We start from the raw sequence: 25154 nt of genomic DNA on the forward strand, positions 1-25154 counted from the left end.
TTTATAAAAAAGGTGTTACATCACCTTCGCCTTCACGAAGAATTACCGGTGAATCCCCAGTTAAATCTACTACCGTCGTCGGTTGCTGCCCAAGATAACCACCGTGAATGATTAAATCAACTTGTTTACTCAAAGTATCCTTAATCTCTTCAGGATCAGATTCAGCAAAATCATTTCCGGGCAAAATCAAACTACATGACATCAGTGGCTCACGCATCTTTTCCAGCAATGCCAGCGCAATAGGATTAGAAGGAACACGTAAACCGATGGTCTTACGTTTTTCGTTCATCAAACGACGCGGTACTTCTTTTGTCGCTTGTAAAATAAAAGTGTAATTACCTGGAGTGTTATTTTTGATCAATCTGAACGCCTGATTATCTACATGAGCATAAGTGGCAATTTCAGATAAATCGCGACACATCAACGTAAAATTGTGGCGTCCTTCCAATTGACGAATACGGCATATACGGGTCATAGCATCCTTATTTTCAAGGCAACAACCGATGGCATAACCTGAATCAGTAGGATAGATGACAACTCCGCCCTTTTTCAGTGCATCCACACTCTGATCAATAAGACGAGATTGTGGATTGTCAGGGTGGATATAAAAAAACTGGCTCATACAATAACCTCTATACTTCTATGTAGTTCCAAGCCGTGCCCAGTCGTGCCATATCGGTACAACATTACCGGGTAACCACAAATTGCGCCCAAGTTCTATCCATGAACAAGGTTGGTGAAAATCCGATCCTAATGATACTTTTAGCCCATATTCTCTTGCTAGTTGACCAAGTTGTTGTCTTTCATTAGGAGCTTGCTGGCACTGTGCAACTTCCATTGCATCACCACCATGTTGTTTAAACCAAACTATTAACCGTTTTAACCACTTCATCGACAAATTATACCTGCCAGGGTGGGCAATCACGGCTTGTCCTCCTGCCTGATGAATGGCTTCAATAGCCTGCTCAATTGTACACCATTGCGGTGGGACATAACCGGTTTTTCCTCTTACCAGATATTTTTTGAACACTTTCGGGATAGTCGGTTCAACTCCCGCTTCTACCAGATAACGGGCAAAATGGCCGCGCGTGACTTGTCCACCATTGGCTAACCTAGATGCACCTTCCCAGGCATCGGCAATGCCTGCTTTGGCTAACCGTTGCCCTATTTCAATACCACGCTGCTTCCTCAAATCAACCTGATTTGCTAAAAACTTCCTTAAGAAAATAGAATCGATATCAATATTTAAGCCAACGATATGAATTTCCAGGTTTTGCCATAATGTCGAAATTTCAACGCCGGATATCAATGTTAAGAGCAAATTATTTTGCTGAATATGGTTTAAAGCTGACGGAATACCATCCGTCGTGTCATGATCGGTGATTGCCAGTACATTAATGCCCATGGCAATAGCTCTGTCCACGAGCTGCTCAGGTGATAAAACGCCATCTGAAGCGGTTGTATGGCTATGCAGATCATAGCGTTTTGTTATTTCACTGGCGGCTTCAGTCACTGTTTTTTTAACCTGTTTTTCGGATGAGGAAACAAAGGCACTATCTATCAAATGATATGAAGCGCAAGGCGGCAATGATAACACAAGAGTGAAGTTTAAGGGTCGAGTTTGTTGAAACGATGGTAATGAATATGGTTTATAGGCATAAAAAAAATTATTGACAAGCAAATCTCGAACCAGTTTACTAGTACAAGAGTTGACTAAAACTCTCTTTATCAAAATTTATCAAAAATCATTAAACAGATAAGGCACTCGAAATGAGCGTATTTATGCAAACTAAACAATCAAGGCGTTGGTGGCACAACTTCCCAGTCAAGGGCGGTTGGCTCGCGCACATAAGTTAAGTACAGATACGCAAGTGCCAAAACCCGCCCTAATCTAAAAGGCGGGTTTTTTTATGAATAAAGATTAGAAACGGGGTATGAAGATGACTGGCAAAGAATTTAATATCTCTATAAATCAGGTAGATACTTTCTACCAGACAGATCCAACACTGCTTTTTCATCAACTTTGTAGTAATCGTCCAGCAACGCTATTGCTGGATTCTGCTGAAATTCACAGTAAGAAGGATCTCAAAAGCATTTTGATCATTGATAGCGCTATGCGCGTTACCGCCAATGAACGCCAAGTTACTTTTGAAGCACTCACTGAAAATGGTCAAAACCTGATCCCGATACTCGCGAATTTCCTTTCAGACAAAGCCCAATTAGACACAGAACCGAAGGTTATGCGAGCACGGTTTCCTGCTATTAAGCACAATCTGGACGAAGATAGCCGGCTAAAATCCGATTCAGTGTTTGACGCTTTGCGTGCCCTGGCAGCATTAGCATCTTTTTCAGAATCTCCCGATGCCATTTTTGTTGGTGGATTGTTTGCTTACGATTTAGTTGCCGGTTTTGAGCCATTACCTACAGTAGAAGATCACCAACGCTGCCCTGATTTCTGTTTTTATCTCGCAGAAACGCTATTAGTGATCGATCATCAAGCTAAACATTCACGTTTGCAAACTTCATTGTTTGGCGGATCCGATTCAGAGAGAAAACGCCTTAAAGAACGTTTAACAACCTTAGTTGCAGAGATTTCAGCCCCACTCCAACCACTCTTGCCTGTCACACTGTCCGGTATTACTGTTGGCTGCAATCAAAGTGATGAACAATACGCAAATATCGTACGCCAGCTACAGCAATTTATCCGTCAGGGAGATGTTTTTCAGGTAGTTCCATCACGTCGTTTCATCTTACCATGCCCTTCTCCACTGAGCGCTTATCATATACTGAAAAAACAAAATCCAAGCCCTTATATGTTTTTTATGCAAGATCAGGATTTTTGCCTGTTTGGTGCTTCACCTGAAAGTGCACTTAAATATGATGCCAGCAATCGCCAGATCGAAATTTATCCGATAGCCGGTACTCGACCACGCGGACGCGATAACAGCGGGGAACTGGATGCCGATCTTGATAGCCGAATTGAGCTGGAAATGCGTACTGATGCTAAAGAGATGTCTGAGCATGTGATGTTAGTTGATTTGGCTCGCAACGATTTAGCCCGTATCTGCGAACCAGGTAGTCGATATGTTGCCGATTTAACCAAAGTTGATCGCTATTCGTTTGTTATGCATCTGGTTTCCCGTGTTGTCGGTACACTCCGGCATGATTTAGATGTCTTCCATGCTTATCAAGCCTGCATGAATATGGGCACATTGACGGGAGCTCCTAAAGTTCGGGCTATGCAACTCATCGCAGAACATGAAGGAGAGCGACGTGGTAGTTATGGCGGAGCTGTCGGTTATTTCACTGGAAAGGGGAATTTTGATACCTGCATAGTGATCCGTTCTGCCTATGTAGAAAACGACCAAGCCACTATTCAAGTTGGAGTAGGTGTGGTACTGGACTCCATTCCCCAATCAGAAGTCGATGAAACTCACAGTAAAGCCAGGGCTGTTATTCGCGCAATTGCACAAGCGCATCATGTGGAGGTGGCATTCTGATGGCGAATATTCTTTTACTCGATAATGTGGACTCTTTCACATACAACCTCGTAGATCAACTGCGTACTCATGGTCACCATGTCATGGTTTATCGCAATACAGTGTCAGCAAACATGATTATTGCCAAACTTAATGAGATGGAATCTCCCCTTTTAATGCTATCTCCTGGTCCAGGAAAACCCTCAGAGGCAGGCTGTATGCCTGAATTACTCAAGCAAGTGATAGGCCAGATCCCAATAATCGGAATTTGTCTTGGACATCAGGCTATTATTGAAGCTTATGGAGGAAAAATCTCGGCTGTTCCGGAAATTCTGCATGGCAAGGCAACACCGGCTATCCATGATGGGAAAAATATGTTTTCCGGCCTGCCAAATCCTTTGTCTGTTGCTCGCTACCATTCTCTTTCCGCGGCACACACTCCGACAGAGCTAACTGTCTCAGCCTCATGTGGTGATATCGTGATGGCTGTACGCCATGATGAGCACAAAGTTTGTGGTTTTCAGTTCCATCCCGAATCTATTTTGACTACGCGGGGTGCCAAACTGCTTGAACAAACTCTGGCTTGGGCATTGAGCTGACGATTTAAAGGTTGTGAGTTTGGGTATCGAATAAAAGGCACTAAACTTAAAGGGATGGGAAAATGCAGTTGATTTTTGACAAATTATTCAGTGCTCAGGCACTGACACAACAAGAAAGCCAACAGCTATTCACTGCTATTATTCATGGTGAGCTGAGCGATATACAACTGGCTGCTGTATTAATTAGCCTGAAACTACGTGGCGAACAACCTCAAGAAATTGCAGGCGCAGCTCAGGCGTTCCTGACGAACGCAGCCCCCTTTCCTCGCCCTGATTACACGTTTTGTGATATCGTCGGCACAGGTGGCGACGGTTCCAATAGCATCAATATTTCAACGGCCAGCGCCTTTATCGCTGCTGCCTGTGGCCTTAAAGTGGCCAAACATGGCAATCGCAGTATTTCCAGTCGGTCTGGATCATCCGATTTATTATCTGCATTCGGCATTGCACTGGATGCCCAAGCTGAAGAATCACGCAGTGCCTTGGATGAAATTGGCGTCTGTTTTCTGTTTGCCCCTCAATATCACAGTGGATTCCGTCATGCGGTGCAAGTTCGCCAACAACTCAAAACCCGGACATTATTTAATGTACTTGGCCCGTTGATCAATCCGGCGCGTCCTCCTGTATCTCTCATCGGAGTCTATAGCCCTGAATTAGTTGAACCCATAGCCCATACCTTACACGCTTTAGGCTATCAACGCGCCGCCGTTGTTCACAGCGGAGGAATGGACGAAGTTGCCTTGCATGCACCAACCTATGTTGCAGAACTTAACCACGGTGAAATTAGCCAATATCAGTTAACAGCAACAGATTTTGGTTTGCCAGGCCATCCCATATCTTCACTGAAAGGTGGATCACCTGAAGAAAACCGCCACATGTTGGCAATGTTATTGCAAGGCCGTGGAAGTAAAGCCCATGCTCATGCCGTAGCAGCCAATGTAGCTCTGTTAATGAAGCTTAACGGGCAAAAAGATCTACGGGAAAATACTCAATTGGCACTCAATACTATTTACAGCGGTCAAGCTTATGAAAAAGTAACGGCATTGGCAGCAAGGACTAAATCATGAAAACCAGCGTATTGCAGAAAATTATTGATGATAAAGCGGCATATCTGATAACCCGTAAGGCAGAACAACCGCTGGAGAGTTTTATTGATGTTATCGTTCCAAGTCACCGTCGGTTTTATCAGGCGTTGACCCATAAACAAACCGTTTTTATTTTGGAATGCAAAAAGGCATCCCCTTCAAAGGGGTTGATTCGTGAGGATTTCGATCCCGTTCATATTGCTAAGACTTATCAACCTTATGCTGCTGCAATCTCTGTCTTGACCGATGAAAAATACTTTCAGGGCAGTTATGATTTTCTCGCAATGGTCAGTTCTGCTGTACATCAACCTGTTTTGTGCAAAGATTTTATTATTGATGCCTATCAGGTTTATCTCGCCCGTTATTATCAAGCTGATGCTGTTTTGCTTATGCTTTCTGTTCTTGATGATGATACGTATCGTAAACTGTCTGCATTGGCACACAGTCTTGATATGGGTGTACTGACCGAAGTCAGTAATGAGGATGAGCGGCAACGGGCAATTAAATTGGGTGCAAAAGTTATTGGTATCAATAATCGGGATCTCCGTGATCTGTCCATCGACTTAAAACGTACCCGAAAACTATCTGCTGGTTTACCTGAAGACACTATTGTTATCAGTGAATCCGGTATCCACCAGCATCGCCAGGTGCGGGAATTAAGTCAATTTGCCGATGGTTTTCTTATTGGTAGTTCTTTAATGGCACAACAAAATTTAGATCTCGCTTTACGCCGCCTGATTTTGGGTGATAATAAAATTTGTGGCCTGACTCGCCCACAAGATGCCAAGGCCGCATTACAAATGGGTGCCGTTTACGGTGGTTTAATTTTTGCCGAAAAATCACCACGCAAAATCAGCCTGCAAAAAGCACAACAAATTATCAATGAAGCCTCTCTCCTATATGTTGGCGTGTTTCAAAATCAATCCATTGATTTTGTCAGTAATATCGCCCGTAAGCTTTCGCTCACCGCAGTTCAACTGCACGGAGGTGAAGATGAAAACTACATTAACACCCTACGCTCAGTACTACCTGAACATTGTGAAATTTGGAAAGCCATCAATATGTCTAAGGCTGCGGAATTTTCCGCAATACCTTATGTTGATCACTTATTATTGGATAACGGGGCAGGAGGAACAGGAAAATCCTTTGACTGGCAGTTAATCAATCCACTCATTCAGCATAACAGTTTTCTGGCTGGTGGCCTGAACGCTGAAAACTGCCAACTAGCAGCAACACTGGGCTGTTATGGACTGGATTTTAACTCAGGGGTTGAAGTATCTGCGGGGATCAAAAGCAGCCAGAAAATCAAGCAGGTGTTTCAACAATTGCGCTGTTATCACTAATTTTTCAGATAAAAATGGATGAGTAAAATAATGAGTAAATTAAATCCTTATTTTGGCGACTTTGGTGGGCAATTTGTGCCACAAATTTTGATCCCTGCGCTTAACCAATTAGAAGAAGCTTTTATTGAAGCACAAAGAGATCCTGAATTTCAGCGTACATTTCAGGATCTATTGAGAAACTATGCAGGCAGACCCACAGCCTTAACGCTGTGTCAAAACCTGACTAAAGGAACAAAAACACGTTTGTACCTGAAACGTGAAGATTTACTCCACGGTGGTGCACACAAGACCAATCAGGTTTTAGGACAAGCATTATTGGCAAAACGCATGGGAAAGAATGAAATCATTGCTGAAACAGGTGCTGGTCAACATGGCGTCGCGACTGCCCTGGCTTGTGCGCTATTAGGGCTGAAATGCCGTATTTATATGGGAGCAAAAGATATTGAACGCCAATCACACAATGTTTTTCGCATGCGTTTGATGGGTGCAGAAGTGATCCCTGTCCACAGCGGCTCGGCAACCTTGAAAGATGCCTGTAACGAAGCAATGCGTGACTGGTCGGGTTGCTATGAAAAAGCACATTACCTATTAGGTACTGCTGCTGGCCCTCACCCATATCCGACGATAGTACGAGAATTTCAGCGTATGATTGGCGAAGAAGCCAAAGCGCAAATTCTGGAAAAAGAAGGCCGTCTGCCTGATGCAGTTATTGCCTGCATTGGTGGTGGTTCAAATGCCATCGGTTTGTTTGCTGAATTTATTCCAGAAAATGATGTCCGCTTGATCGGTGTTGAACCTGCGGGGCATGGTATTGAGACTGGAGAGCATGGTGCCCCACTGAAACACGGAAAATTGGGAATTTACTTTGGCATGAAATCAACAATTATGCAGACAGATGACGGACAGATTGAAGAATCTTATTCCATTTCAGCAGGTTTGGATTTTCCTTCCGTTGGCCCACAACATGCCTATTTAAATAGCATCGGTAGAGCTGATTATGTTTCAATCACTGATGATGAAGCCTTGGATGCTTTCCAGAAACTCTCACGTGATGAAGGCATTATCCCAGCATTAGAGTCCTCTCATGCGTTGGCTTATGCCCTGAAAATGATCCACGAGGCTCCAGACAGAGAACAATTATTAATTGTCAATTTATCTGGCCGTGGTGACAAAGACATCTTTACTGTTCACGATATTTTAAAATCCAGGGGGGAAATCTGATGGGACGTTACGAACAACTTTTTAAAAAGCTGCAAAACCAAAATCAAGGTGCTTTTGTTCCTTTTGTCACCCTTGGTGATCCTGACCCTGAACTATCATTGGAAATTATTGATACCTTAATTGCAGGTGGTGCTGATGCGCTTGAGCTGGGTATTCCGTTCTCAGATCCCCTTGCTGACGGCCCAACTATCCAAAATGCCAATCTGCGTGCCTTATCATCCAAGGTCACTACAACACTGTGTTTTGATCTGCTAGCCAAAATTCGGGCTAAATACCCTGATACCCCTATTGGCCTGTTGGTTTACGCTAATCTCGTCTTTCACAATGGCATTAATGAGTTTTATTATCGCTGTAAAAGTGCTGGTGTCGACTCCGTACTTGTCGCTGACGTGCCGTTATCCGAGTCATTGCCTTTCCGTTCAGTTGCCACAAAACATGATATTGCTCCGATCTTTATTTGCCCTCCTAATGCAGATGGTGATTTACTGCGTGAAATTGCCTCATTTGGACGGGGATATACCTATTTGCTATCAAGAGCGGGAGTAACGGGTAGTGAAAATCGCGCTCAACAGCCACTTAATCATATTGTCAACAAGCTCAAAGAATATCACGCTGCCCCTGCTCTACAAGGTTTCGGCATTTCAGAACCAGAACAGGTTATTATTGCTCTCAATGGCGGTGCGGCGGGTGCAATTTCAGGTTCAGCCATTGTAAAAATCATTGAAGATAACTTGCACCAACCCAAAATCATGCTGGAAAGATTAAAGAATTTTGTTCGTACCATGAAAAACGCCACCCAATTATGAGCACGCGATAGATAGTAAACAAAAAATGGGGCAATTACGCCCCATTGGTTCTCTCTTATGTCAAAGTCAAACAAACACGTAGCTTTAGTTAGAAACTATAACCAACACCGAACATAAAGACCCACGGATCAAGCCGAGTTTTATATTTTTGATCTGCATCACCAACTTTGAATTTCACATCAGTTTCAATATTCATCCACCAAAGAGAAGTATTCAGCATCCAGTTTTTGTTCAGTTGATAATCCAGTCCAACCTGCCCAGCGATACCCCAAGAATCTTTTAGATCCAGACTATTTAAATTAGCGTCCTTTACAGTTTCATTATTAGTAAATTTTTCGCTAAAGAATGTAGTGTAGTTAACACCAATCCCGACATAAGGACGAAATTCATTTTCTGAAGAGCCAAAATAATATTGTGCCATTAGCGTTGGTGGTAAATGTTTAACTTCAGCAACTTCACCCGCTCCCGGTAAACTGACTCTATGCTGGAATGGTGTCGCTGCCAATAATTCAACACCAATATTATCAGTAATCATGTAACCAAAAGTTAAACCTAACTGAGTATTATTATTGACACCAAAAGATCCCAATCCTAATACATTATCAGAACCCGCATGCGGCCTTACTGTTGCTGTACCCGCACGGAACAGGAAGTCACCTGCTTCATGGGCAAAAGTTAATGACGGGGCTAACGTAGCAGCAGCCAATACAAGCGCAGAAATCTTTTTCATTATCCATCCCATTTACGTGGTTTTAAAACAGTCCGAAATATACCCGTTTGTTTACTATTGTGATCGAAGACAGATCACATCTTTTAAATATTTTTAGCGAAGTAAGGTATTTACTGTTTTATTATTTCATTTATTGAATATTTTAAATTGATCCAAATCAAAATTCTCTGCGTATTAATTTTAATGCCATCCATGATTTATATCGTAATATCAAATTTTGAATGAATAACAATACATAATAATAAAAATAATATATTAAAAACCTTTATTTAACATCCCAACCCCTCATCAATTTATTAACACAAATTTAATGAAATGATCATTTTTATAAAATCTACAATGAAGAAGCTTGGCAAAAAAATTCTTACCCCCACCAGCCTCAAGATGCAGGATCAAGCACTGGAGTAAATCTTAGGTATCCAATAATCCCCCCAACAAGGTACAATTGTGTCCTATTGTTGTTTTATTTGATAGGAGCCACTTTCATGCCCATCACGGCAAATACCCTGTATCGTGACAGCATCAACTTTTTAAAGAATCAATGGTTGAGTATTGTCATTCTCTCTGTTTTGGCCGCGCTGGTGACAACACTGCTGGGGCATTTACTCATGCCGAATGATGAACAGCTCAATTTATTAGCCGAGTTGCAAAATATAGTCAGAGAGTCAGGCAATACAGGTATCCAACGTTTCGTGATGCAATTAACGCCAGATGAGCAGTTTATGTTAATGCGCACAATGTTCGGAGTTTTATTCACCAATATCTTTGGTAATACCCTACTAACGGCCAGTATGCTGGTACTCATCAGTGCTATCTCTAGCGGTCAGCAAACTAATGCCATTCATGCCAGTACATTATCAATAACACGATTACCTAAAATGTTCTTGCTAATGTTTATCTGTACCCTGTTAGTTCAAATCGGCTACGCTTTAATGATCCTGCCAGGAGTACTGTTTTCTATTGCATTCTCACTGGCTCCTATTTTTCTGTTTGAAAAAGGCAAAAATGTTTTTGCCGCTATGCAAAATAGTTGGAAGTTGGCATTTAGTAATATGCGCTTGTTGATCCCAGCTATATTGTTATGGCTTGTCGCCAAGCTAATATTGGTTCTTGTACTGGCAAACATGCCCAATATGTTGCTAACAGCGCTGGATAATTTGTTATCATCCCTGTTGCTGATTTACCTATTTCGCTTGTATATGTTGGTCAAACCACAAAAATAAGATCACAAACGGTATTTAATAAAAAATCACCTAAAATAGTTCACCTCACCGTAATACAGTGAGGTGAACTGGCGAAATATAAACCTCAATTACTTTTCCTGCTTTTCCTCAACTTGTTGCTTACTTTGGATTAAACGAATAGCAAAATAGAGATCCGGCACAACTATCAAATCTTCATCGCTGCGACTCAGTTTGTTCTGTTTAATCCAGCGATTCAGCTCCGTTCTACGCCCTGCCAAGACCAGTGTTACACCTTGTTCTTTTAATTCTGTAATTAACTCATCCAACACAGCAAAAACACTGACATCATCGTAGGTAAAACTGACTGTCGCATCAACCACTAGCCATACAGGATTATTTTTAGCACCGTTCACATGCTGTAATACCCGTTTTTTGAAAAATCCAACGTTAAAATAAGTGAGAGGAGAGTTAAAGCGGTACATCATAATACCATCCACGGGTTTGATATCATTATGCTGACGGATAGAACGAACCATGCCTTGGTCATTTACTCCCAATAATTGATCCGAAGGCCGAAAAACTACCCGTAAAAATTGCAATAATCCCAACAAAACGGCAAAACCAATACCATCGATCACTCCCACCAGCAAAACGGCGATTAACGTAAAAATTGATAAAGTAAAAGCCTGACGATTACGTTTCCGATAAGACCAAAGATTTTTTAAACCCAATAAAGACCACGTGGAAAAGATTAAAACAATACCCAGTGAAGACAGAGGGATATATGCCAAAGCTTCAGACATAAACAGCAATACCAACAAGATGGCACAAGCCGCTATCACCGACACCATTTGTGTTTTACCACCAAGCGAATCATTGACCGCAGTACGACTACCAGCAGCACTAACAGCAAAACCTTGTGATAATGACGAAGCAATATTGGCGACACCCAACGCCCTGAGTTCTAGATCTGCATCGACTTGATAGCCATTTTTACTGGCAAAACTACGAGCAGTCATCATAAAACTGACGAAACTGATCACCGCCAAGTTAATAGAAGGAACAACTAAATCACGTATGATACCGGGTTCAAATTCGGGTACAGGAACAATAGGCAAACCGCTCCCCATACTACCCACAATCTGAATACCATATTGGCTGAGTTCAAATTGCCAACTGATATAAGTCGATATCACCATTGCCACCAGTGGCGCAGGCCAACTCGGACGGAAGAAATGTACACTCAGAAGTACCAACAACGTCATTACTGACATCCCTATCGTCGACCAGTGAGATTCCAACAATTTATGGGGAAGTGCAACCAATCTTTCAATCAATTCTACAGGTAACCCAGACAGCCCAAACACTTTAGCCAACTGATCAGTCATAATGGTAATCGCAACACCATTAATAAAGCCTTTCAAAATGGGACGAGATATAAAATCAGCAAAAGCGCCTAATCGAAAATGGCTAGCCAAAATACACCAAAATCCCGTCATGAATGTCATCACTATGGCAAGTTGCCAGCGAACATGCTCATTCCCCAATGCCAACGGTGTAACAGCAGCAGCAATAACAGCACAAGTTGCAGCATCAGGCCCAACAATCAACTGTCGAGAAGTACCAAACAGTGCATACGCAAACATCGGTAAGATACAGGCATATAAACCAATAATGGCGCTAATCCCCATTAATTCAGCATAAGCAATCGCAACCGGCAATGCTACTGCGGCAACAGAAAGGCCTGCTCGCATATCATAGCTAAAATATTCTCTACGATATTGGCAGATATTTCTCAAACCTGGCATCCAGCGATGTAATCTTTCCCACAACATGGCTTTTATATCCTTTGGTGAAAATAGAACCTAGTTATAATGTGTTGCTAAATGGAAATTCACAAGTTCCTCTCTCCTGCACTCAGCTTTTCACTCATTGTGATAAAATTATACAAACAGATGAAAAATGTTTTTTACCTGACAAATAAACCATTTCATTGAGATCTGGTACACTTTGGCTCAAATTCAAAAACATGCCATCATTGACTTCACAATGGGTTCAATTTATGAAACAGCTTTTAGATTTTTTGCCGCTAGTCGTTTTCTTCATCGTCTACAAAATGTACGATATTTTCTATGCATCTGGCGCCTTGATTGCAGCAACAGGATTAGCTGTTGTTATTACTTATCTAATTTATCGTAGAGTTGAAAAATCCTCCTTAATTACATTTGTTATGGTTGCGGTTTTCGGCACTCTGACACTAACCTTCCACAGTGATTTATTTATTAAATGGAAAGTAACTGTAATTTATGCCATTTTTGCTCTGGTACTACTTATCAGCCAATGGGTGATGAAAAAGCCGTTAATTCAACGAATGTTAGGCAAAGAGCTAGAATTGCCTGATTTTGTCTGGAATAAGCTGAATATGGCTTGGGCAACCTTCTTTATTGCCTGCGCATTAGCAAATATTTATGTCGCTTTCTGGCTACCCCAGGATGTTTGGGTAAACTTTAAAGTGTTCGGATTAACGGCATTGACACTAGTCTTTACTGTATTGAGTGTGGTATATATCTACCGCCATCTGCCTCGCGAACAAAAATAATATAATGACCTTCATATGGATACCTGCCGATGCAGCGGCAGGTATTGTTGTATTCACCAAATAAAGCAAGTTTTCTAATGACACAACAACAATGCTTACCAAACGGAGAATTGGTTCTCCGTACACTGGCCATGCCTGCTGATACTAATGCCAATGGGGATATTTTCGGGGGCTGGCTGATGTCTCAAATGGATATTGGCGGCGCAATTCTGGCAAAAGAGATTGCCCTGGGGCGCGTAGTAACGGTTAGCGTAAATGGCATCAGTTTTCTAAAACCGGTTGCGGTAGGTGACGTCGTATGCTGCTACGCCCGTTGTCTCAAAACGGGAAATTCATCTATCACCATTCATATTGAGGTATGGGTGAAAAAAGTAGCTTCTGAACCAGTCGGTCAACGTTACCGTGCAACAGAAGCCGTTTTCACGTATGTTGCCGTTGATGAAAATAATACTTCCCGTCCTTTGCCTGAAGGTAAAAGACATTTCCAATTGGAAAGCAGTCAATAAAAGCGAGTTTTGCTGATGAAATTAGGGGATGCTTTGCATCCCCTGTTCGGAAAAGAAACTTTTGGTAAGTTAAAATCGTGAAATACCAGTAGTTTTAAACTCGATAGTCGTTATATGTCCGATAGCAGGAATTTTTTCATAACGCCATTTTTTCATCGCTTTTTTTACTTCACTTTCAAAGATATTTTTCGGATCAGCAGAAATAATTTCAATATTCTTAACTCGACCGTTTTCGTCAATATCAAATTTTACCTTTACCGTTCCCTCAGTCCCCAACTGTTTTGCTCTGGATGGGTAAGCTGGCTCTGGCCTATTTAATGCCTTTGGTCCTCTTTGTCCCTCAACGTTTTCACTCACGGTATGATGTTCAGATTTTTGATCATCCAAATTTTTTGCCGTCTGAGTTTCTTGATCAGAAATAGGTTTCAGCGACTGCTCTGAAGCTTTTTCTGTCTTCTTCTCTCTTGGCTTAACTTCTTTTTTGACAATTTTTTTCTTTTCCGGTTTAGGTTTAGGTTTAGGTTTAGGTTTAGGCAGAGCAATTTCCGCAATAGGTTCTGGCTCTGGCTCAGGAAGTGATTCAGACACGGCAGATTTGGAAACAGGTGCCTCTTCAGCAGCCAACTGGATCATGGCAACAGACATAAGTGTAATTTCTGCCTGTTTTCCTGGTTTAATGGCATGGAAGAGTGCCGCAGCAATAGAAATATGTAAACAAATGGAAAGTAGTATCGGCCAATGTATCCAACGCATAAGAGAATTCTTGCCTAACAGCATGATAGTCAGTTTTCAGATAGGTATTAGTTTAAATGCAAATGACTATCATATTCAATAAAGATTGAAAAACATCTATACCTGACTTGCTTTTCTCACGTTAAAACGTTATTGGATACACGCGCTCACTCCAGTCATATCGCATAATTATTGACTATAATCTTAACTCCACTCTATATTGTGGGTGAATAGGATCGATCTACGGCGCTTATAATCATCGGCCTTACGCAATCCATATATTCGTAAATTACGACGTGACTGACCTTCCAGCCAGCGACGACGACGACAAATACTTTGGCGAAGCATTCTCCAACGCCCTACTTCTCTTCTGCTATGTTTCATAAGTATTTCGGATAATCTCTCATTGAATAAATAACATTATTCTTAATTGTCACTATTAGCGATGTCAACTCATCGCTAATTTACGCCCTGACTCAGGGAATAATAGTACATTGTTCGAAATCATCAGATTAATAACCATCATCAAGCATTCATGATTTATTTATATCAACTTGCATATATTGCATACAGTTCATCAAGTCAGGTTTGTAGTTATAACTAGCTAAATAGTAATGACATTTATCATAATTATCGCTTTTTTGCTAAAATTGCTCTCTGTTCAATTAATGATATTATGTTGATAGTTTGCCCGAATTTCTAAAAACTTGCGGTAATGATCGCATAAAATACCTAAATAAATAGGATTGATTGCCACGTATGACAACTTTCTACTCTGTACTGAGCTGGCTGACGATTTTCTTCTACTGGCTGATTATTGCCGGTATCACTATTCGAATTTTGATGAAACGTCGTCCAGTGACATCAGCAATGACGTGGCTACTCATTATTTACATTTTTCCTTTAGTCGGGATCGTGGCTTATTTGTCATTCGGCGAATTGCATCTTGGTAAACGCAGAGTTGAGCAAGCCAGACAAATGCGTTCATCTGTAGCCAAATGGTTAGCCGAATTAAGCAACTCTCCTCAAATTTTTGCCAATGAAAATAGTGAAGTTGCTACTCCGCTGTTTCAACTGTGTGAACGACGCCAAAAGATCAAAGGTGTCAGAGGCAATAGAATGCAACTCATGACCTCTTATGATAATTCGCTAAAAGCGATTGTTCATGACATTGAAAATGCCAAATACAATATCGAGATGGTATTTTATATATGGCAATCCGGCGGGTTGGTTGATCAGGTCACAGATGCCCTGATGCAGGCTGCCAAACGCGGTGTTAAATGTCGAATCATGGTGGATTCGGCAGGAAGCTGGCAGTTTTTCCGTAGTCCTTATCCTGATATTATGCGAAAGGCTGGTATCGAATTTGTCGAATCGCTAAAAGTTAATATTTTCCGTTTATTCTTGCGTCGCATGGACTTACGCCAGCATAGAAAAATTATTCTGATCGATAATCATATTTCATACACCGGCAGTATGAACATGGTTGATCCTCGTTTTTTTAAACAAGATGCAGGAGTTGGTCAATGGGTCGATATCATGGTGAGAATGGAAGGCCCTGTTACGACAACATTGGGGATCATTTACGCTTTTGACTGGGAAATGGAAACAGGGCAGCGTTATCTTCCTCCTCCGCCTGACGGTGTCACCATGCCCTTTGAACAAGCCAGCGGTCATATAGCTCAAGTTATTGCTTCCGGTCCAGGATTCCCTGATGAATTGATCCAGCAATCCCTGATGACCGCTATTTTTGCTGCCCGCGAACAACTTATTCTTACCACCCCCTATTTTGTTCCCAGCGATGATTTAATGCATGCTATTTGCACTGCGGCTATGCGCGGAGTGGATGTCAGTATCATCGTGCCAAGCCAAAATAATTCATTTCTTGTTCGCTGGGCCAGCCGCGCATTTTTTTCGGAGTTACTGGAAGCCGGTGTGAAAATTTATCAATTTGAAGATGGTTTATTACACACCAAGAGTGTCTTAGTCGATGGGCAGCTCAGTATGGTCGGTTCTGTCAATTTAGATATGCGCAGCTTGTGGCTGAATTTTGAAATTACCGTAGTAATTGATGATGAACACTTTGGCAATGATTTAACCCTGGTTCAACAAGGCTATATTATGCGTTCAACATTGCTTGCAAACAATAAATGGGAAAAACGTCCGGTGTGGCATCGTATCCTTGAACGTATCTGTTATTTTTTCAGTCCTCTTCTATGATTTATGATAGAAAACAAATTGACCAGTCATTTTTTCAACACAGATCGTTTCATCATGAATAAAAGTATTCATCCATTACAGAACATGTTTTAATTTCATCTTGTGATTAATATCGGATCTTGCATCATGGAAAATCAACCAACACATTCTATGCAATTGGACTTAAATAACCGAATGACTGAAGATGAAGCGCTTGAAAAAGCTTACGATATCTTTTTGGAACAGGCACTTTCTAATCTCGATCCGGCTGACAGCCTATTGTTTAATTTGCAATTTGAAGAACGGGGTGGTGTTGAATTAGTGGAACCCTCAGGGATCTGGCTTAAATATGTTGATTTTGATTTGGAGCCAGACTTTTTTTCAGAGGTTATTATTGGCCTGGCTGAATCAGAGGATGCCGAAATTGATGATATTTTTGCCCGTGTCTTGATCTGCCGGGAAAAATCACACCCCATCTGCCATATTCTGTGGAAGAAATAGTACTCCCTTCCAATCTATTCCCCGAAACGATAAAAAAATGCCCTCACCATGAGGGCATTGAGTGTAAATTCGTGACAGTGTCACATAGATAAAACACCATTGATTAGAGCGGGTCAACTTTGAGACAAGATACCGCATGTTTAAAGCTACCCTCAAGCAACGGCCGAGTCTTAGCGCACTCGGCATCAGCCATTGGGCAGCGAGTACGAAATACACATCCAGATGGGGGATTAATCGGTGAAGGCAACTCTCCCTCCAGCAATTCAATATGCTTATTGCGTTCTTTGTCTGGATCAGGGATCGGCACCGCCGACATAAGTGCCCTCGTATATGGGTGCAACGGGTTATGGTAAACCTCGTCGTAAGTGCCTAATTCTACGGCATTGCCTAAATACATCACCAATACGCGGTCTGATATATGTTTCACTATCGATAAGTCATGGGCAATAAATATCAGGGAAAGCCCCATCTCCCGCTGTAATTCCTGCAACAGGTTAACAACCTGAGCCTGAATGGAAACATCCAGCGCTGAAACCGGCTCGTCACAGATAACTAATTTCGGTTCCAGAATCAAAGCACGGGCAATGCCAATACGCTGGCACTGGCCTCCAGAGAATTCGTGAGGGTAACGGTTTATCAGGTTAGGCAACAGCCCTACCCGCATCATCATCTTTTGAACTTTTTCTTTTACTTCCCTATCTTTCATTTTGGGGTGATACGTCCTCAATGGCTCAGCAATAATATCACCAATCGTCATACGCGGATTCAGCGATGCCAAAGGGTCTTGGAAAATCATTTGGATATCATTGCGAATATCCCGCCACTGCCTGTCATTCATATCCAGCAAATTTTGACCAAGCCAGGTGACGGCACCACCAGATGCTTTCACCAAGCCAATAACGGCTCTGGCAAGGGTTGATTTTCCGCAGCCAGATTCTCCCACTACGCCCAGAGTTTCGCCTTCATATAACCTTAAGGTCACGCCATCGACCGCTTTTAAGGTTTTTGCCGGCTGCCAGAACCACTGTTTTCCATCTTTAATATCAAAATAAACTTTGAGATCGTCAACTTCCAATAAGACACGTTTTTCAGTTATGGCGCTCATACTAATTCCTCCTGGCGTTTAAAGCAGGCACGCAAGCGCCCAAAACCAAATTTCTCTAATTGTGGCTCCTCACGACCACAACGCTCAGAGGCAAACTGACAACGTGGCCGGAATGGGCATCCTTTTGGCAAACGCAATAAGTTGGGAGGATTACCTTGAATCGTTTCCAATGATTCCTCATCACCATCCAGACGGGGAACCGCATTTAATAACCCGATAGAGTATGGGTGTGTAGGCTGGTAAAATACGTCACGCGCCGTACCATATTCCATTGTTCTTCCCGCATACATCACTAGTACTTTGTCACAAATACCAGCAACCACGCCCAAGTCATGGGTAATCATGATGATGGCCGTGTTAAATTCTCTTTTCAGCTCGTTGAGCAACGTCATGATCTGGGCCTGAACGGTCACGTCTAATGCCGTTGTTGGTTCATCGGCAATCAACAACTTCGGTTGACACAACAAAGCCATCGCAATCATGACTCGTTGACGCATACCCCCAGAAAATTCATGAGGATACATTTTCATTCGCTTACGTGCCTCTGGCATCTTAACCGCATCCAGCATACGAATGGACTCCTCAACGGCCTCTTTTTTCCCCATATTTTTATGTAGCATCAATACTTCTGTTAATTGATCACCCACTCGCATATAAGGGTTTAGGGAAGTCATGGGATCTTGAAATATCATTGATATCTCCTCTGCCCGCATCCGGTTCAGCTCTTTTTCTTTCAGGTTGAGAATTTCCCGCCCATTAAAGTGGGCTGAACCACTGACAGAGCCATTACTGGCTAATAATCCCATTAGCGCAAATGCCGTCTGCGATTTACCCGAACCCGATTCTCCCACGATCCCCAGTGTTTCTCCGGCCTGTAGTTCAAAATTCAATTTATTTACGGCAGTCACGTTGCCGTCAGGAGTGCTGAATACAACATTCAGGTCTTTTACCGATAAGAGTGATTCAATATTTTTTGAAGTTTCTACGCTATTCATAGGCTCTCCTTAACGGTCTTTCGGGTCGAGGGCATCTCGCAGGCCGTCACCAATAAAGTTAAAACAAAACAGGGTCATTACCAGAAAGCCGGCCGGAAATAACAGTAACCACGGAGCCACTTCCATCGAGTTGGCACCATCACTTAACAAAGCTCCCCAACTACTGAGTGGCTCCTGAGTACCCAAGCCAAGGAAGCTTAAGAAAGATTCAAACAGGATCATACTAGGTACAAGTAATGAGGCATAAACCACCACAACACCCAATACGTTTGGCACAATATGGCGCAAAACGATATTACGGCTAGAAACCCCACAAACCAGCGCCGCTTCGATGAATTCCTTGCGTTTTAAACTCAGAGTCTGACCACGGACGATACGTGCCATATCCAGCCACGATACCATGCCTATCGCAACGAAAATGAGCAGGATGTTTTGACCGAAGAAAGTAACCAGAAGGATAACGAAAAACATAAATGGGAAAGAGTTGAGGATTTCCAGTAAGCGCATCATGACCATGTCAATTTTACCACCAAGATAACCTGACATCGCACCATATAAAGTGCCAAATAATACGGCAATCAAAGCAGCGGCAATCCCGACCATCAATGAAATACGTCCGCCAATGGCAACACGTACCAGCAAGTCACGCCCTGATGAATCCGTACCAAAATAGTGTTTGGATTCAAAATCAGGTGGCATTGTCATCATATTCCAATCTGTATCATCGTAAGCAAATTGGGACAACATCGGGGCTAAGATCACAAATAATGTGATCAGAATTAGAATACATAAACTTGTAATCGCCGCCTTGTTATGCATAAAACGGCGACGTGCATCCTGCCACAAACTGCGGCCTTCAATTTCCAGTTGCTCAGAAAAGTTTTCCAGAGCTTCGCTATTTTTTTTATTCAGTAACATTGCGTGCTCCAGTTCTAATAACGAATTTTCGGATCAATGACGGCATACAGCACATCAACGATGGCATTAAACATAATGGTCAAGCTTCCCACCAGGATCGTCAAACTAAGCACCAGTGAGTAATCACGGTTTAATGCGCCATTGACAAATAATTGTCCCAGGCCAGGTAAACCGAAAATAGTTTCGATAACCATTGAACCCGTAATGATGCCTACGAACGCAGGTCCCATGTAAGAGATAACGGGTAATAAGGCGGGTTTTAATGCATGACGAAAAATAATCTTTCGCAATGGCAAACCCTTGGCGCGTGCCGTACGAATAAAGTTGGAATGCAAGACTTCTATCATGGAACCGCGGGTAATACGGGATATACTGGCAATATAAGAAAGGGAAAGCGCAACCATTGGCAAGAGCATATATTTAGGTGCTCCGCCATTCCAGCCTCCTCCTGGCAACCATTTCAATGTAATGGCGAATATCAAAACTAATAAAGGGGCGACCACGAAACTGGGGATCACAACCCCTGTCATGGCAAATCCCATCACCGTATAATCCCATTTGGTATTCTGATTCAATGCTGCAATGACGCCTGCACTGACCCCAAATATGACTGCCATAATAAAAGCAGCCAATCCCAATTTAGCAGAAACAGGCAAAGCTTCTGCAACCAGATCATTTACACTGTAGTCTTTATATTTGAATGAAGGGCCAAAATCCCCTTTGGAAAGCTGAACTAAGTAATTGAAATATTGCTTATAAATAGGATCATTCAGATGATATTTCGCTTCAATATTTGCCATCACCTCTGGCGGTAGCTTCCTTTCTCCTGTAAATGGGCTACCCGGAGCAAGCCGCATCATAAAAAACGAAATAGTAATAAGTATAAAGAGTGTCGGGATCGCCTCTAAGCAGCGACGTAAAATAAATTTTAGCATTGCCCGTTCCTACTGTTTGGCCAAACCGTGGCTTTTAATTATTTAACAAGCAGGTGACCTAATTGGATCACCTGCAAATTCCTAATGTTTTATTATGTACAGATCTTTAGTATGGAGATTTTCCAATGGATCTTTACCGGTATAACCACCTACATAAGGTTTCACTAAACGGGTACTCGCATAGTAAAAAAGCGGAACTATCGCTGAGTCTTTGTCTAGTTCCGCATTAGCTTTGGCATAAATCTCAGCACGCTCTTCATCAGTTTTGGCTTGCAGGGTTTGTTCCATCAAGGCATCAAATTCTTTGCTCTTATAGTGAGCTGTGTTATTGCTGCTATCAGATAACATCGAGTTCAGGAAAGAGGACGCTTCGTTATAGTCTGCACACCACCCAGCACGGGCAATGTCGTAATTACCCTGATGACGGGAATCAAGAAAAGTTTTCCATTCTTGGTTTTCGAGGGAAACCTCAACACCAATATTCTTTTTCCAAATGGATGCCGCGGCAATGGCTAATTTTTTATGTAGATCAGAAGTGTTATACAAAAGATTAATTTTCAGTGGGTTATCTTTAGTAAAGCCAGCTTCTGCCAGGAGTTTTTTCGCTTCTTCATTACGCTGCTGCTGATTCAGTTTGGCATACCAGTCTGGTTTCTCATCTTTGAAGTCAGCAATAAAGGGGGGAGTATAACCATAGGCCGGTGAGTCTCCCTGGTTCTTGACCTTATAAGTTATGATATCGCGATCCATACCTAATTTCAGTGCAGTGCGCACACGGGGATCATTAAATGGGGGTTTTTGGTTATTTATTTCATAATAATAAGTACATAAATATGGGTTTACACGCAACTGTTCGGGAATTTCTTTTTTTAGTTTTTGAAATAGTTCGACCGGTAAGTTGGTATAAGTCATTTCAATTTCGCCAGCGCGATAGCGATTAACATCCGTCACTTCAGACGAAATAGGCAAGAAAGTCACTTGATTAATGACTGTGTTTTTATCGTCCCAATACGTTGGGCTACGTTCGAAAACAAGGCGTTCATTGATCACCCAGCTTTTCAGTTTATAAGCGCCATTACCAACAAAATTTTGTGGTTGTGTCCATCTTTCACCATATTTTTCAATTGTTGCACGATGGACTGGAGATGTTGTCGGGTGAACAAATAATCTGACTAAATAAGGAACTGCTTCACTGAGTGTTAATTGTAATGTATGGTCATCTAATGCCTTAACGCCCAGTGCTTCCGGTTTCTGTTTACCTTTGATGACATCGTCAACATTAAGAATATGGGCATATTGAAGAAAACTTGCATAGGGGGACGCAGTATTTGGATCTGATATACGGCGCCAGCTATAGACAAAATCCTGCGCAGTGACAGGGTCACCATTTGACCATTTTGCATCTTTACGCAGATGGAATGTCCAAACTTTGAAATCCTTATTTTCCCAACTTTCTGCAACTCCCGGTATAATTTTACCGTCAGGGTCATTGATCACCAGAGTTTCAAACAAATCACGGGCGATGTTAGATTCTGGTACGCCTTCGATTTTATGTGGGTCCAACGATTGGGGTTCCGAGCCATTGTTGCGAACCAAAACTTGTTTCGCGACATCTGCAAGTTGCACGCCAGCCGGCACTTGCGCTGCAAAGGCCTGCCCTCCGATTATCATGCCTAGAGCTACCGTAATGCCAGTAGCCAGTTTTTTCTTTGTTGTGTTTATCATCTTATTCTCTCCAACTAATATCATTCGACCTACTAAAGTCATATCCACGCATTGGGATAATTATTATCCGCCCCCAAAAGGAACTATTTTGTTTACGGCAAGACAATATCTTGTGACGATAATTAAAATTAATTATTCACCTTTTTAATATACAAATTCTTTAGATCGGTATAATCCATGGGATCTTTCCCTGTTATTCCCCCAACCGTCGGGCGAATGAGGCGCACACTGACGCGGTAATAGACTGGTATCAGCCCTGAATCTTTATCAAGCTGAGCTTCAGCTTGCTGATAAAATTCCTGACGTGTAGCGTCATCTTTGGCTGTCAGGGCATGGTTGAGATAGTTATCAAAAGTCTTACTGTGATAAAAAACGGTATTGTTACTGCTGGTTGACAGCAACATATTCAGGAAAGAAGAAGGTTCGTTATAATCGCCACACCATGTTGCCCTCGCGACATCATAATTCCCTTGATGGCGGTTCTGGAGCGAGGTTTTCCACTCCTGATTTTGCAACGTGACTTTTGCGCCAATATTTTTCTGCCACATAGAAGCCGCGGCGATGGCTTGTTGTTTGTTTTGCTCGGATGTGTTGTACAACAAGGTAAACTTAAGAAGATTACTAGTATCAAAACCTGCCTCTTTCAACAATTCCCTTGCCCGTTGATTACGCTGTTCCTGGGTCCAACTTGCCCATGCTGGATTAATGGACAAACCGCCGCCAATATAAGTGGGAGTAAACCCATACGCCGGAATTTGCCCCTGCGCCATAATTCTTTCGGTAATGATATCTCGGTCAAGACTCAGTTTTATGGCTTCACGCACCCGTTTATCTCTAAACAGAGGATTATGGTTATTAATTTCGTAGTAAAATGTGCACAGATAAGGTGAAACGTGCAATTGTTCAGGAATATCCCGTTTCATTTTTTGGTAGAGATCAGGAGGAATCGCATTATTAGTGATATCCACTTCCCCGCTACGATAACGGTTAACATCACTAATTCCTGAGACAATGGGCAGGAAAGTGCCCTTTTCAATAATCGTTTCCTTATCATTCCAATACTGGGGATTCCGCAGTAAAACGATTCGCTCGTTGACCACCCAATCTTTCAATGTATAAGCACCATTGCCAATATAGTGTTCTGGCAAGGTCCATTTGTTCCCCCATTTTTCAATGACATCTTGTCTTACAGGTTTCATCGCTGTATGGTTCAACATATCGACCAGATAAGGAACAGGTTGGTTCAGTGTTATTTGGAAACGGTGATCATCTAACGCTTTAACACCTAATTGTTCCGGTGATTTTATTCCTTTCAGAATATCGTCAACGTTCTGAATATAGGCATATTGCAAGTAACTGGTATAAGGCGATCCTGTGCTTGGATCAGCAAGGCGACGCCAACTGTAGACAAAATCCTGTGCAGTCACAGGCTTACCATCACTCCATTTGGCATCGTGACGTAAGTAAAATGTCCATACCTTATAACCGTCATTCTCCCATCTTTCTGCCACGCCAGGCACAGTTTCACCATTTGGCCCAGTCGTTACCAGTCCTTCCAGTAGATTGCGGATAATGACAGTTTCTGGAGCACCCTCAACTTTATGCGGATCTAATGAAGTGACTTCGACACCATTGTTAATAGTTATTTCTTGTTTCTCAGCGAGTGTGACTCCTACAGGAACAGTTGCAGAGAGACTCTGTGCAACAGGGAAAGAGAATAAAACGATACTTGAAATCAACTGGCCTAACTTTGATGTTTTTTTTCTCATATTTCGCTCCAAGTTATAAACAGTAAATGAATCGTTTTTAATCTACTAACTCCAATAATTTACTCATCTCGTTAATAAATGGTAATTAACCTACTAAAAAACTGTGCCCACACAATAATTGTTAGTTGATTTTTATAATAAATTTATTAAAACATTAATATTATTGATTACCCCTGCATACAATGCATTCAAAAAACTAATGTAACACAGTGATAATAATAGATTTTGTTCTTTTATCTCCAGGCAATATTCATAGAGTACTATCAAAAGAGAAAATAAACATTATTTTAACAAAATGCAATCATCACAGAGTAAAAGTCCATCTTCATCACAAAACAATAATACAAGGCACCGGTTAGATAAGGTGATGAAACATGAAATACGTGTAAAAAATCCCAGTATTATTTTAAGAAAATCACAGATTAAAAAGGAATAAAATATGAACAATTTTTCAAGAAAATTACGCAGAAATGATGTTATCGGCCGATTACACTTTAATTAGTTATTTATTAGTTAATTTTAGATTAATTTACTCCCTATCTGAGTATGAAGTTTCATCTTATTTCATTAAAACCCAAATAAATATATAAATTATTCTTGTTATATCAAAGTAATTCGGAAGCAAGGCCAAGCCATGATGTCAAGAATATTAATAATAACCCCATAATTCGAGTAATTACATTAATACTAACCCATCAAAAAGTTAATAACTTGTATTTTCAA

Annotated in this window: 23 protein-coding genes and 1 other annotated feature; of the genes, 11 read left to right on the plus strand and 12 right to left on the minus strand. The window is 41.7% G+C overall.

Annotated features, from left to right (window positions below; translation table 11 throughout):
- Window position 1 precedes the first annotated feature (1 nt).
- A complete protein-coding gene (locus tag Xish_RS16960; protein ID WP_099119000.1) occupies window positions 2–622 on the minus strand; it encodes an L-threonylcarbamoyladenylate synthase in 621 nt (206 codons plus the stop codon).
- An 18-nt stretch (window positions 623–640) separates the two neighbouring features.
- On the minus strand, window positions 641–1513 hold the full coding sequence (rnm, locus tag Xish_RS16965; protein ID WP_099119001.1) for an RNase RNM: 873 nt from the start codon (window positions 1511–1513) through the stop codon (window positions 641–643).
- A gap of 287 nt (window positions 1514–1800) precedes the next feature.
- Window positions 1801–1912, plus strand: a sequence feature (Trp leader region).
- A 28-nt stretch (window positions 1913–1940) separates the two neighbouring features.
- On the opposite strand from rnm, the gene Xish_RS16970 reads away from it, so the two are divergent.
- The 6 genes from Xish_RS16970 to trpA all read left to right on the plus strand — a co-directional run bounded on the left by Xish_RS16970 (window position 1941) and on the right by trpA (window position 8533).
- Window positions 1941–3500 (plus strand): anthranilate synthase component 1, encoded by a 1560-nt coding sequence (locus Xish_RS16970; protein WP_099119002.1) that lies wholly within the window; start codon window positions 1941–1943, stop codon window positions 3498–3500.
- Window positions 3500–4078: a glutamine amidotransferase-related protein gene (locus tag Xish_RS16975; RefSeq protein ID WP_099119003.1), complete on the plus strand. Its 579-nt coding sequence runs from the start codon at window positions 3500–3502 to the stop codon at window positions 4076–4078. Before Xish_RS16970 ends, Xish_RS16975 begins: the two co-directional genes overlap by 1 nt.
- A gap of 62 nt (window positions 4079–4140) precedes the next feature.
- A complete protein-coding gene (gene trpD, locus Xish_RS16980; protein ID WP_099119004.1) occupies window positions 4141–5145 on the plus strand; it encodes an anthranilate phosphoribosyltransferase in 1005 nt (334 codons plus the stop codon).
- Window positions 5142–6506 carry a bifunctional indole-3-glycerol-phosphate synthase TrpC/phosphoribosylanthranilate isomerase TrpF gene (trpCF, locus tag Xish_RS16985; protein ID WP_099119005.1) on the plus strand — a complete coding sequence of 455 codons (1365 nt, stop codon included), beginning with the start codon at window positions 5142–5144 and terminating at the stop codon, window positions 6504–6506. The genes trpD and trpCF overlap by 4 nt, the downstream gene beginning before the upstream one ends.
- A 30-nt stretch (window positions 6507–6536) precedes the next feature.
- Window positions 6537–7727 carry a tryptophan synthase subunit beta gene (gene trpB, locus Xish_RS16990; protein ID WP_099119006.1) on the plus strand — a complete coding sequence of 397 codons (1191 nt, stop codon included), beginning with the start codon at window positions 6537–6539 and terminating at the stop codon, window positions 7725–7727.
- The gene (gene trpA, locus Xish_RS16995) at window positions 7727–8533 is read left to right on the plus strand and encodes a tryptophan synthase subunit alpha (RefSeq protein WP_099119007.1); all 807 of its coding nucleotides are present in this window, start codon (window positions 7727–7729) and stop codon (window positions 8531–8533) included. Before trpB ends, trpA begins: the two co-directional genes overlap by 1 nt.
- An 88-nt stretch (window positions 8534–8621) precedes the next feature.
- On the opposite strand, the gene ompW is transcribed toward trpA, so the two are convergent.
- Complete coding sequence (gene ompW / locus Xish_RS17000; protein ID WP_099119008.1) at window positions 8622–9263, minus strand: outer membrane protein OmpW; 642 nt, start codon at window positions 9261–9263, stop codon at window positions 8622–8624.
- A gap of 485 nt (window positions 9264–9748) precedes the next feature.
- On the opposite strand from ompW, the gene Xish_RS17005 reads away from it, so the two are divergent.
- Window positions 9749–10486, plus strand: a complete 738-nt coding sequence (locus Xish_RS17005) for a YciC family protein (RefSeq protein WP_099119009.1) — start codon at window positions 9749–9751, stop codon at window positions 10484–10486.
- 89 nt (window positions 10487–10575) lie between these two features.
- Here the strand turns inward: Xish_RS17005 and Xish_RS17010 are convergent, their stop codons facing one another.
- Window positions 10576–12282: a SulP family inorganic anion transporter gene (locus Xish_RS17010; protein ID WP_099119010.1), complete on the minus strand. Its 1707-nt coding sequence runs from the start codon at window positions 12280–12282 to the stop codon at window positions 10576–10578.
- Between the two features lie 227 nt (window positions 12283–12509).
- Here Xish_RS17010 and Xish_RS17015 point away from each other — a divergent pair, with 227 nt between their 5' ends.
- Window positions 12510–13046, plus strand: a complete 537-nt coding sequence (locus Xish_RS17015; protein ID WP_099119011.1) for a septation protein A — start codon at window positions 12510–12512, stop codon at window positions 13044–13046.
- Window positions 13047–13123: 77 nt separating this feature from the next.
- Window positions 13124–13552, plus strand: coding sequence for an acyl-CoA thioester hydrolase YciA (gene yciA, locus Xish_RS17020; protein WP_099119136.1), 429 nt, complete (start codon window positions 13124–13126; stop codon window positions 13550–13552).
- Between the two features lie 69 nt (window positions 13553–13621).
- Here the strand turns inward: yciA and tonB are convergent, their stop codons facing one another.
- Together tonB and Xish_RS17030 are read right to left on the minus strand one after the other, a co-directional pair.
- Complete coding sequence (gene tonB, locus Xish_RS17025; protein WP_099119012.1) at window positions 13622–14329, minus strand: TonB system transport protein TonB; 708 nt, start codon at window positions 14327–14329, stop codon at window positions 13622–13624.
- A 159-nt stretch (window positions 14330–14488) separates the two neighbouring features.
- Entirely contained in the window at window positions 14489–14668 is a 180-nt protein-coding gene (locus Xish_RS17030; protein WP_099119013.1) for a YciY family protein, read from the minus strand.
- A 375-nt stretch (window positions 14669–15043) separates the two neighbouring features.
- On the opposite strand from Xish_RS17030, the gene cls reads away from it, so the two are divergent.
- Window positions 15044–16504: a cardiolipin synthase gene (cls, locus tag Xish_RS17035; protein WP_099119014.1), complete on the plus strand. Its 1461-nt coding sequence runs from the start codon at window positions 15044–15046 to the stop codon at window positions 16502–16504.
- A gap of 150 nt (window positions 16505–16654) precedes the next feature.
- The gene (locus Xish_RS17040) at window positions 16655–16984 is read left to right on the plus strand and encodes an HI1450 family dsDNA-mimic protein (RefSeq protein WP_208614872.1); all 330 of its coding nucleotides are present in this window, start codon (window positions 16655–16657) and stop codon (window positions 16982–16984) included.
- A 103-nt stretch (window positions 16985–17087) separates the two neighbouring features.
- Here Xish_RS17040 and oppF read toward each other — a convergent pair whose 3' ends face one another.
- The 6 genes from oppF to Xish_RS17070 all read right to left on the minus strand — a co-directional run bounded on the left by oppF (window position 17088) and on the right by Xish_RS17070 (window position 24431).
- Window positions 17088–18089: a murein tripeptide/oligopeptide ABC transporter ATP binding protein OppF gene (gene oppF, locus Xish_RS17045; RefSeq protein WP_099119016.1), complete on the minus strand. Its 1002-nt coding sequence runs from the start codon at window positions 18087–18089 to the stop codon at window positions 17088–17090.
- A complete protein-coding gene (oppD, locus tag Xish_RS17050; protein ID WP_099119017.1) occupies window positions 18086–19084 on the minus strand; it encodes an ABC transporter ATP-binding protein in 999 nt (332 codons plus the stop codon). Before oppD ends, oppF begins: the two co-directional genes overlap by 4 nt.
- Window positions 19085–19093: 9 nt before the next feature.
- On the minus strand, window positions 19094–20002 hold the full coding sequence (gene oppC, locus Xish_RS17055; protein ID WP_099119018.1) for an oligopeptide ABC transporter permease OppC: 909 nt from the start codon (window positions 20000–20002) through the stop codon (window positions 19094–19096).
- Between the two features lie 14 nt (window positions 20003–20016).
- Entirely contained in the window at window positions 20017–20937 is a 921-nt protein-coding gene (gene oppB, locus Xish_RS17060; protein ID WP_099119019.1) for an oligopeptide ABC transporter permease OppB, read from the minus strand.
- An 81-nt stretch (window positions 20938–21018) separates the two neighbouring features.
- Window positions 21019–22662 carry an oligopeptide ABC transporter substrate-binding protein OppA gene (gene oppA / locus Xish_RS17065; RefSeq protein ID WP_099119020.1) on the minus strand — a complete coding sequence of 548 codons (1644 nt, stop codon included), beginning with the start codon at window positions 22660–22662 and terminating at the stop codon, window positions 21019–21021.
- A gap of 128 nt (window positions 22663–22790) precedes the next feature.
- Window positions 22791–24431, minus strand: a complete 1641-nt coding sequence (locus Xish_RS17070; RefSeq protein ID WP_099119021.1) for an ABC transporter substrate-binding protein — start codon at window positions 24429–24431, stop codon at window positions 22791–22793.
- Between the last annotated feature and the right edge of the window lie 723 nt (window positions 24432–25154).

The organism is Xenorhabdus ishibashii (assembly GCF_002632755.1).
Lineage (GTDB): Bacteria > Pseudomonadota > Gammaproteobacteria > Enterobacterales > Enterobacteriaceae > Xenorhabdus > Xenorhabdus ishibashii.

Coding starts and splice junctions, on each gene's coding strand:
- trpB (WP_099119006.1), top strand. CDS start 6,537: ATGAGTAAATTAAATCCTTATTTTGGCGACTTTGGTGGGCAATTTGTG.
- Xish_RS16970 (WP_099119002.1), top strand. CDS start 1,941: ATGACTGGCAAAGAATTTAATATCTCTATAAATCAGGTAGATACTTTC.
- trpCF (WP_099119005.1), top strand. CDS start 5,142: ATGAAAACCAGCGTATTGCAGAAAATTATTGATGATAAAGCGGCATAT.
- tonB (WP_099119012.1), bottom strand. CDS start 14,329: ATGCTGTTAGGCAAGAATTCTCTTATGCGTTGGATACATTGGCCGATA.
- Xish_RS17010 (WP_099119010.1), bottom strand. CDS start 12,282: ATGTTGTGGGAAAGATTACATCGCTGGATGCCAGGTTTGAGAAATATC.
- Xish_RS17015 (WP_099119011.1), top strand. CDS start 12,510: ATGAAACAGCTTTTAGATTTTTTGCCGCTAGTCGTTTTCTTCATCGTC.
- oppA (WP_099119020.1), bottom strand. CDS start 22,662: ATGATAAACACAACAAAGAAAAAACTGGCTACTGGCATTACGGTAGCT.
- cls (WP_099119014.1), top strand. CDS start 15,044: ATGACAACTTTCTACTCTGTACTGAGCTGGCTGACGATTTTCTTCTAC.
- ompW (WP_099119008.1), bottom strand. CDS start 9,263: ATGAAAAAGATTTCTGCGCTTGTATTGGCTGCTGCTACGTTAGCCCCG.
- Xish_RS17030 (WP_099119013.1), bottom strand. CDS start 14,668: ATGAAACATAGCAGAAGAGAAGTAGGGCGTTGGAGAATGCTTCGCCAA.
- yciA (WP_099119136.1), top strand. CDS start 13,124: ATGACACAACAACAATGCTTACCAAACGGAGAATTGGTTCTCCGTACA.
- oppF (WP_099119016.1), bottom strand. CDS start 18,089: ATGAGCGCCATAACTGAAAAACGTGTCTTATTGGAAGTTGACGATCTC.
- Xish_RS17070 (WP_099119021.1), bottom strand. CDS start 24,431: ATGAGAAAAAAAACATCAAAGTTAGGCCAGTTGATTTCAAGTATCGTT.
- Xish_RS16960 (WP_099119000.1), bottom strand. CDS start 622: ATGAGCCAGTTTTTTTATATCCACCCTGACAATCCACAATCTCGTCTT.
- Xish_RS17005 (WP_099119009.1), top strand. CDS start 9,749: ATGCCCATCACGGCAAATACCCTGTATCGTGACAGCATCAACTTTTTA.
- Xish_RS16975 (WP_099119003.1), top strand. CDS start 3,500: ATGGCGAATATTCTTTTACTCGATAATGTGGACTCTTTCACATACAAC.
- oppD (WP_099119017.1), bottom strand. CDS start 19,084: ATGAATAGCGTAGAAACTTCAAAAAATATTGAATCACTCTTATCGGTA.
- oppC (WP_099119018.1), bottom strand. CDS start 20,002: ATGTTACTGAATAAAAAAAATAGCGAAGCTCTGGAAAACTTTTCTGAG.
- trpA (WP_099119007.1), top strand. CDS start 7,727: ATGGGACGTTACGAACAACTTTTTAAAAAGCTGCAAAACCAAAATCAA.
- Xish_RS17040 (WP_208614872.1), top strand. CDS start 16,655: ATGCAATTGGACTTAAATAACCGAATGACTGAAGATGAAGCGCTTGAA.
- trpD (WP_099119004.1), top strand. CDS start 4,141: ATGCAGTTGATTTTTGACAAATTATTCAGTGCTCAGGCACTGACACAA.
- oppB (WP_099119019.1), bottom strand. CDS start 20,937: ATGCTAAAATTTATTTTACGTCGCTGCTTAGAGGCGATCCCGACACTC.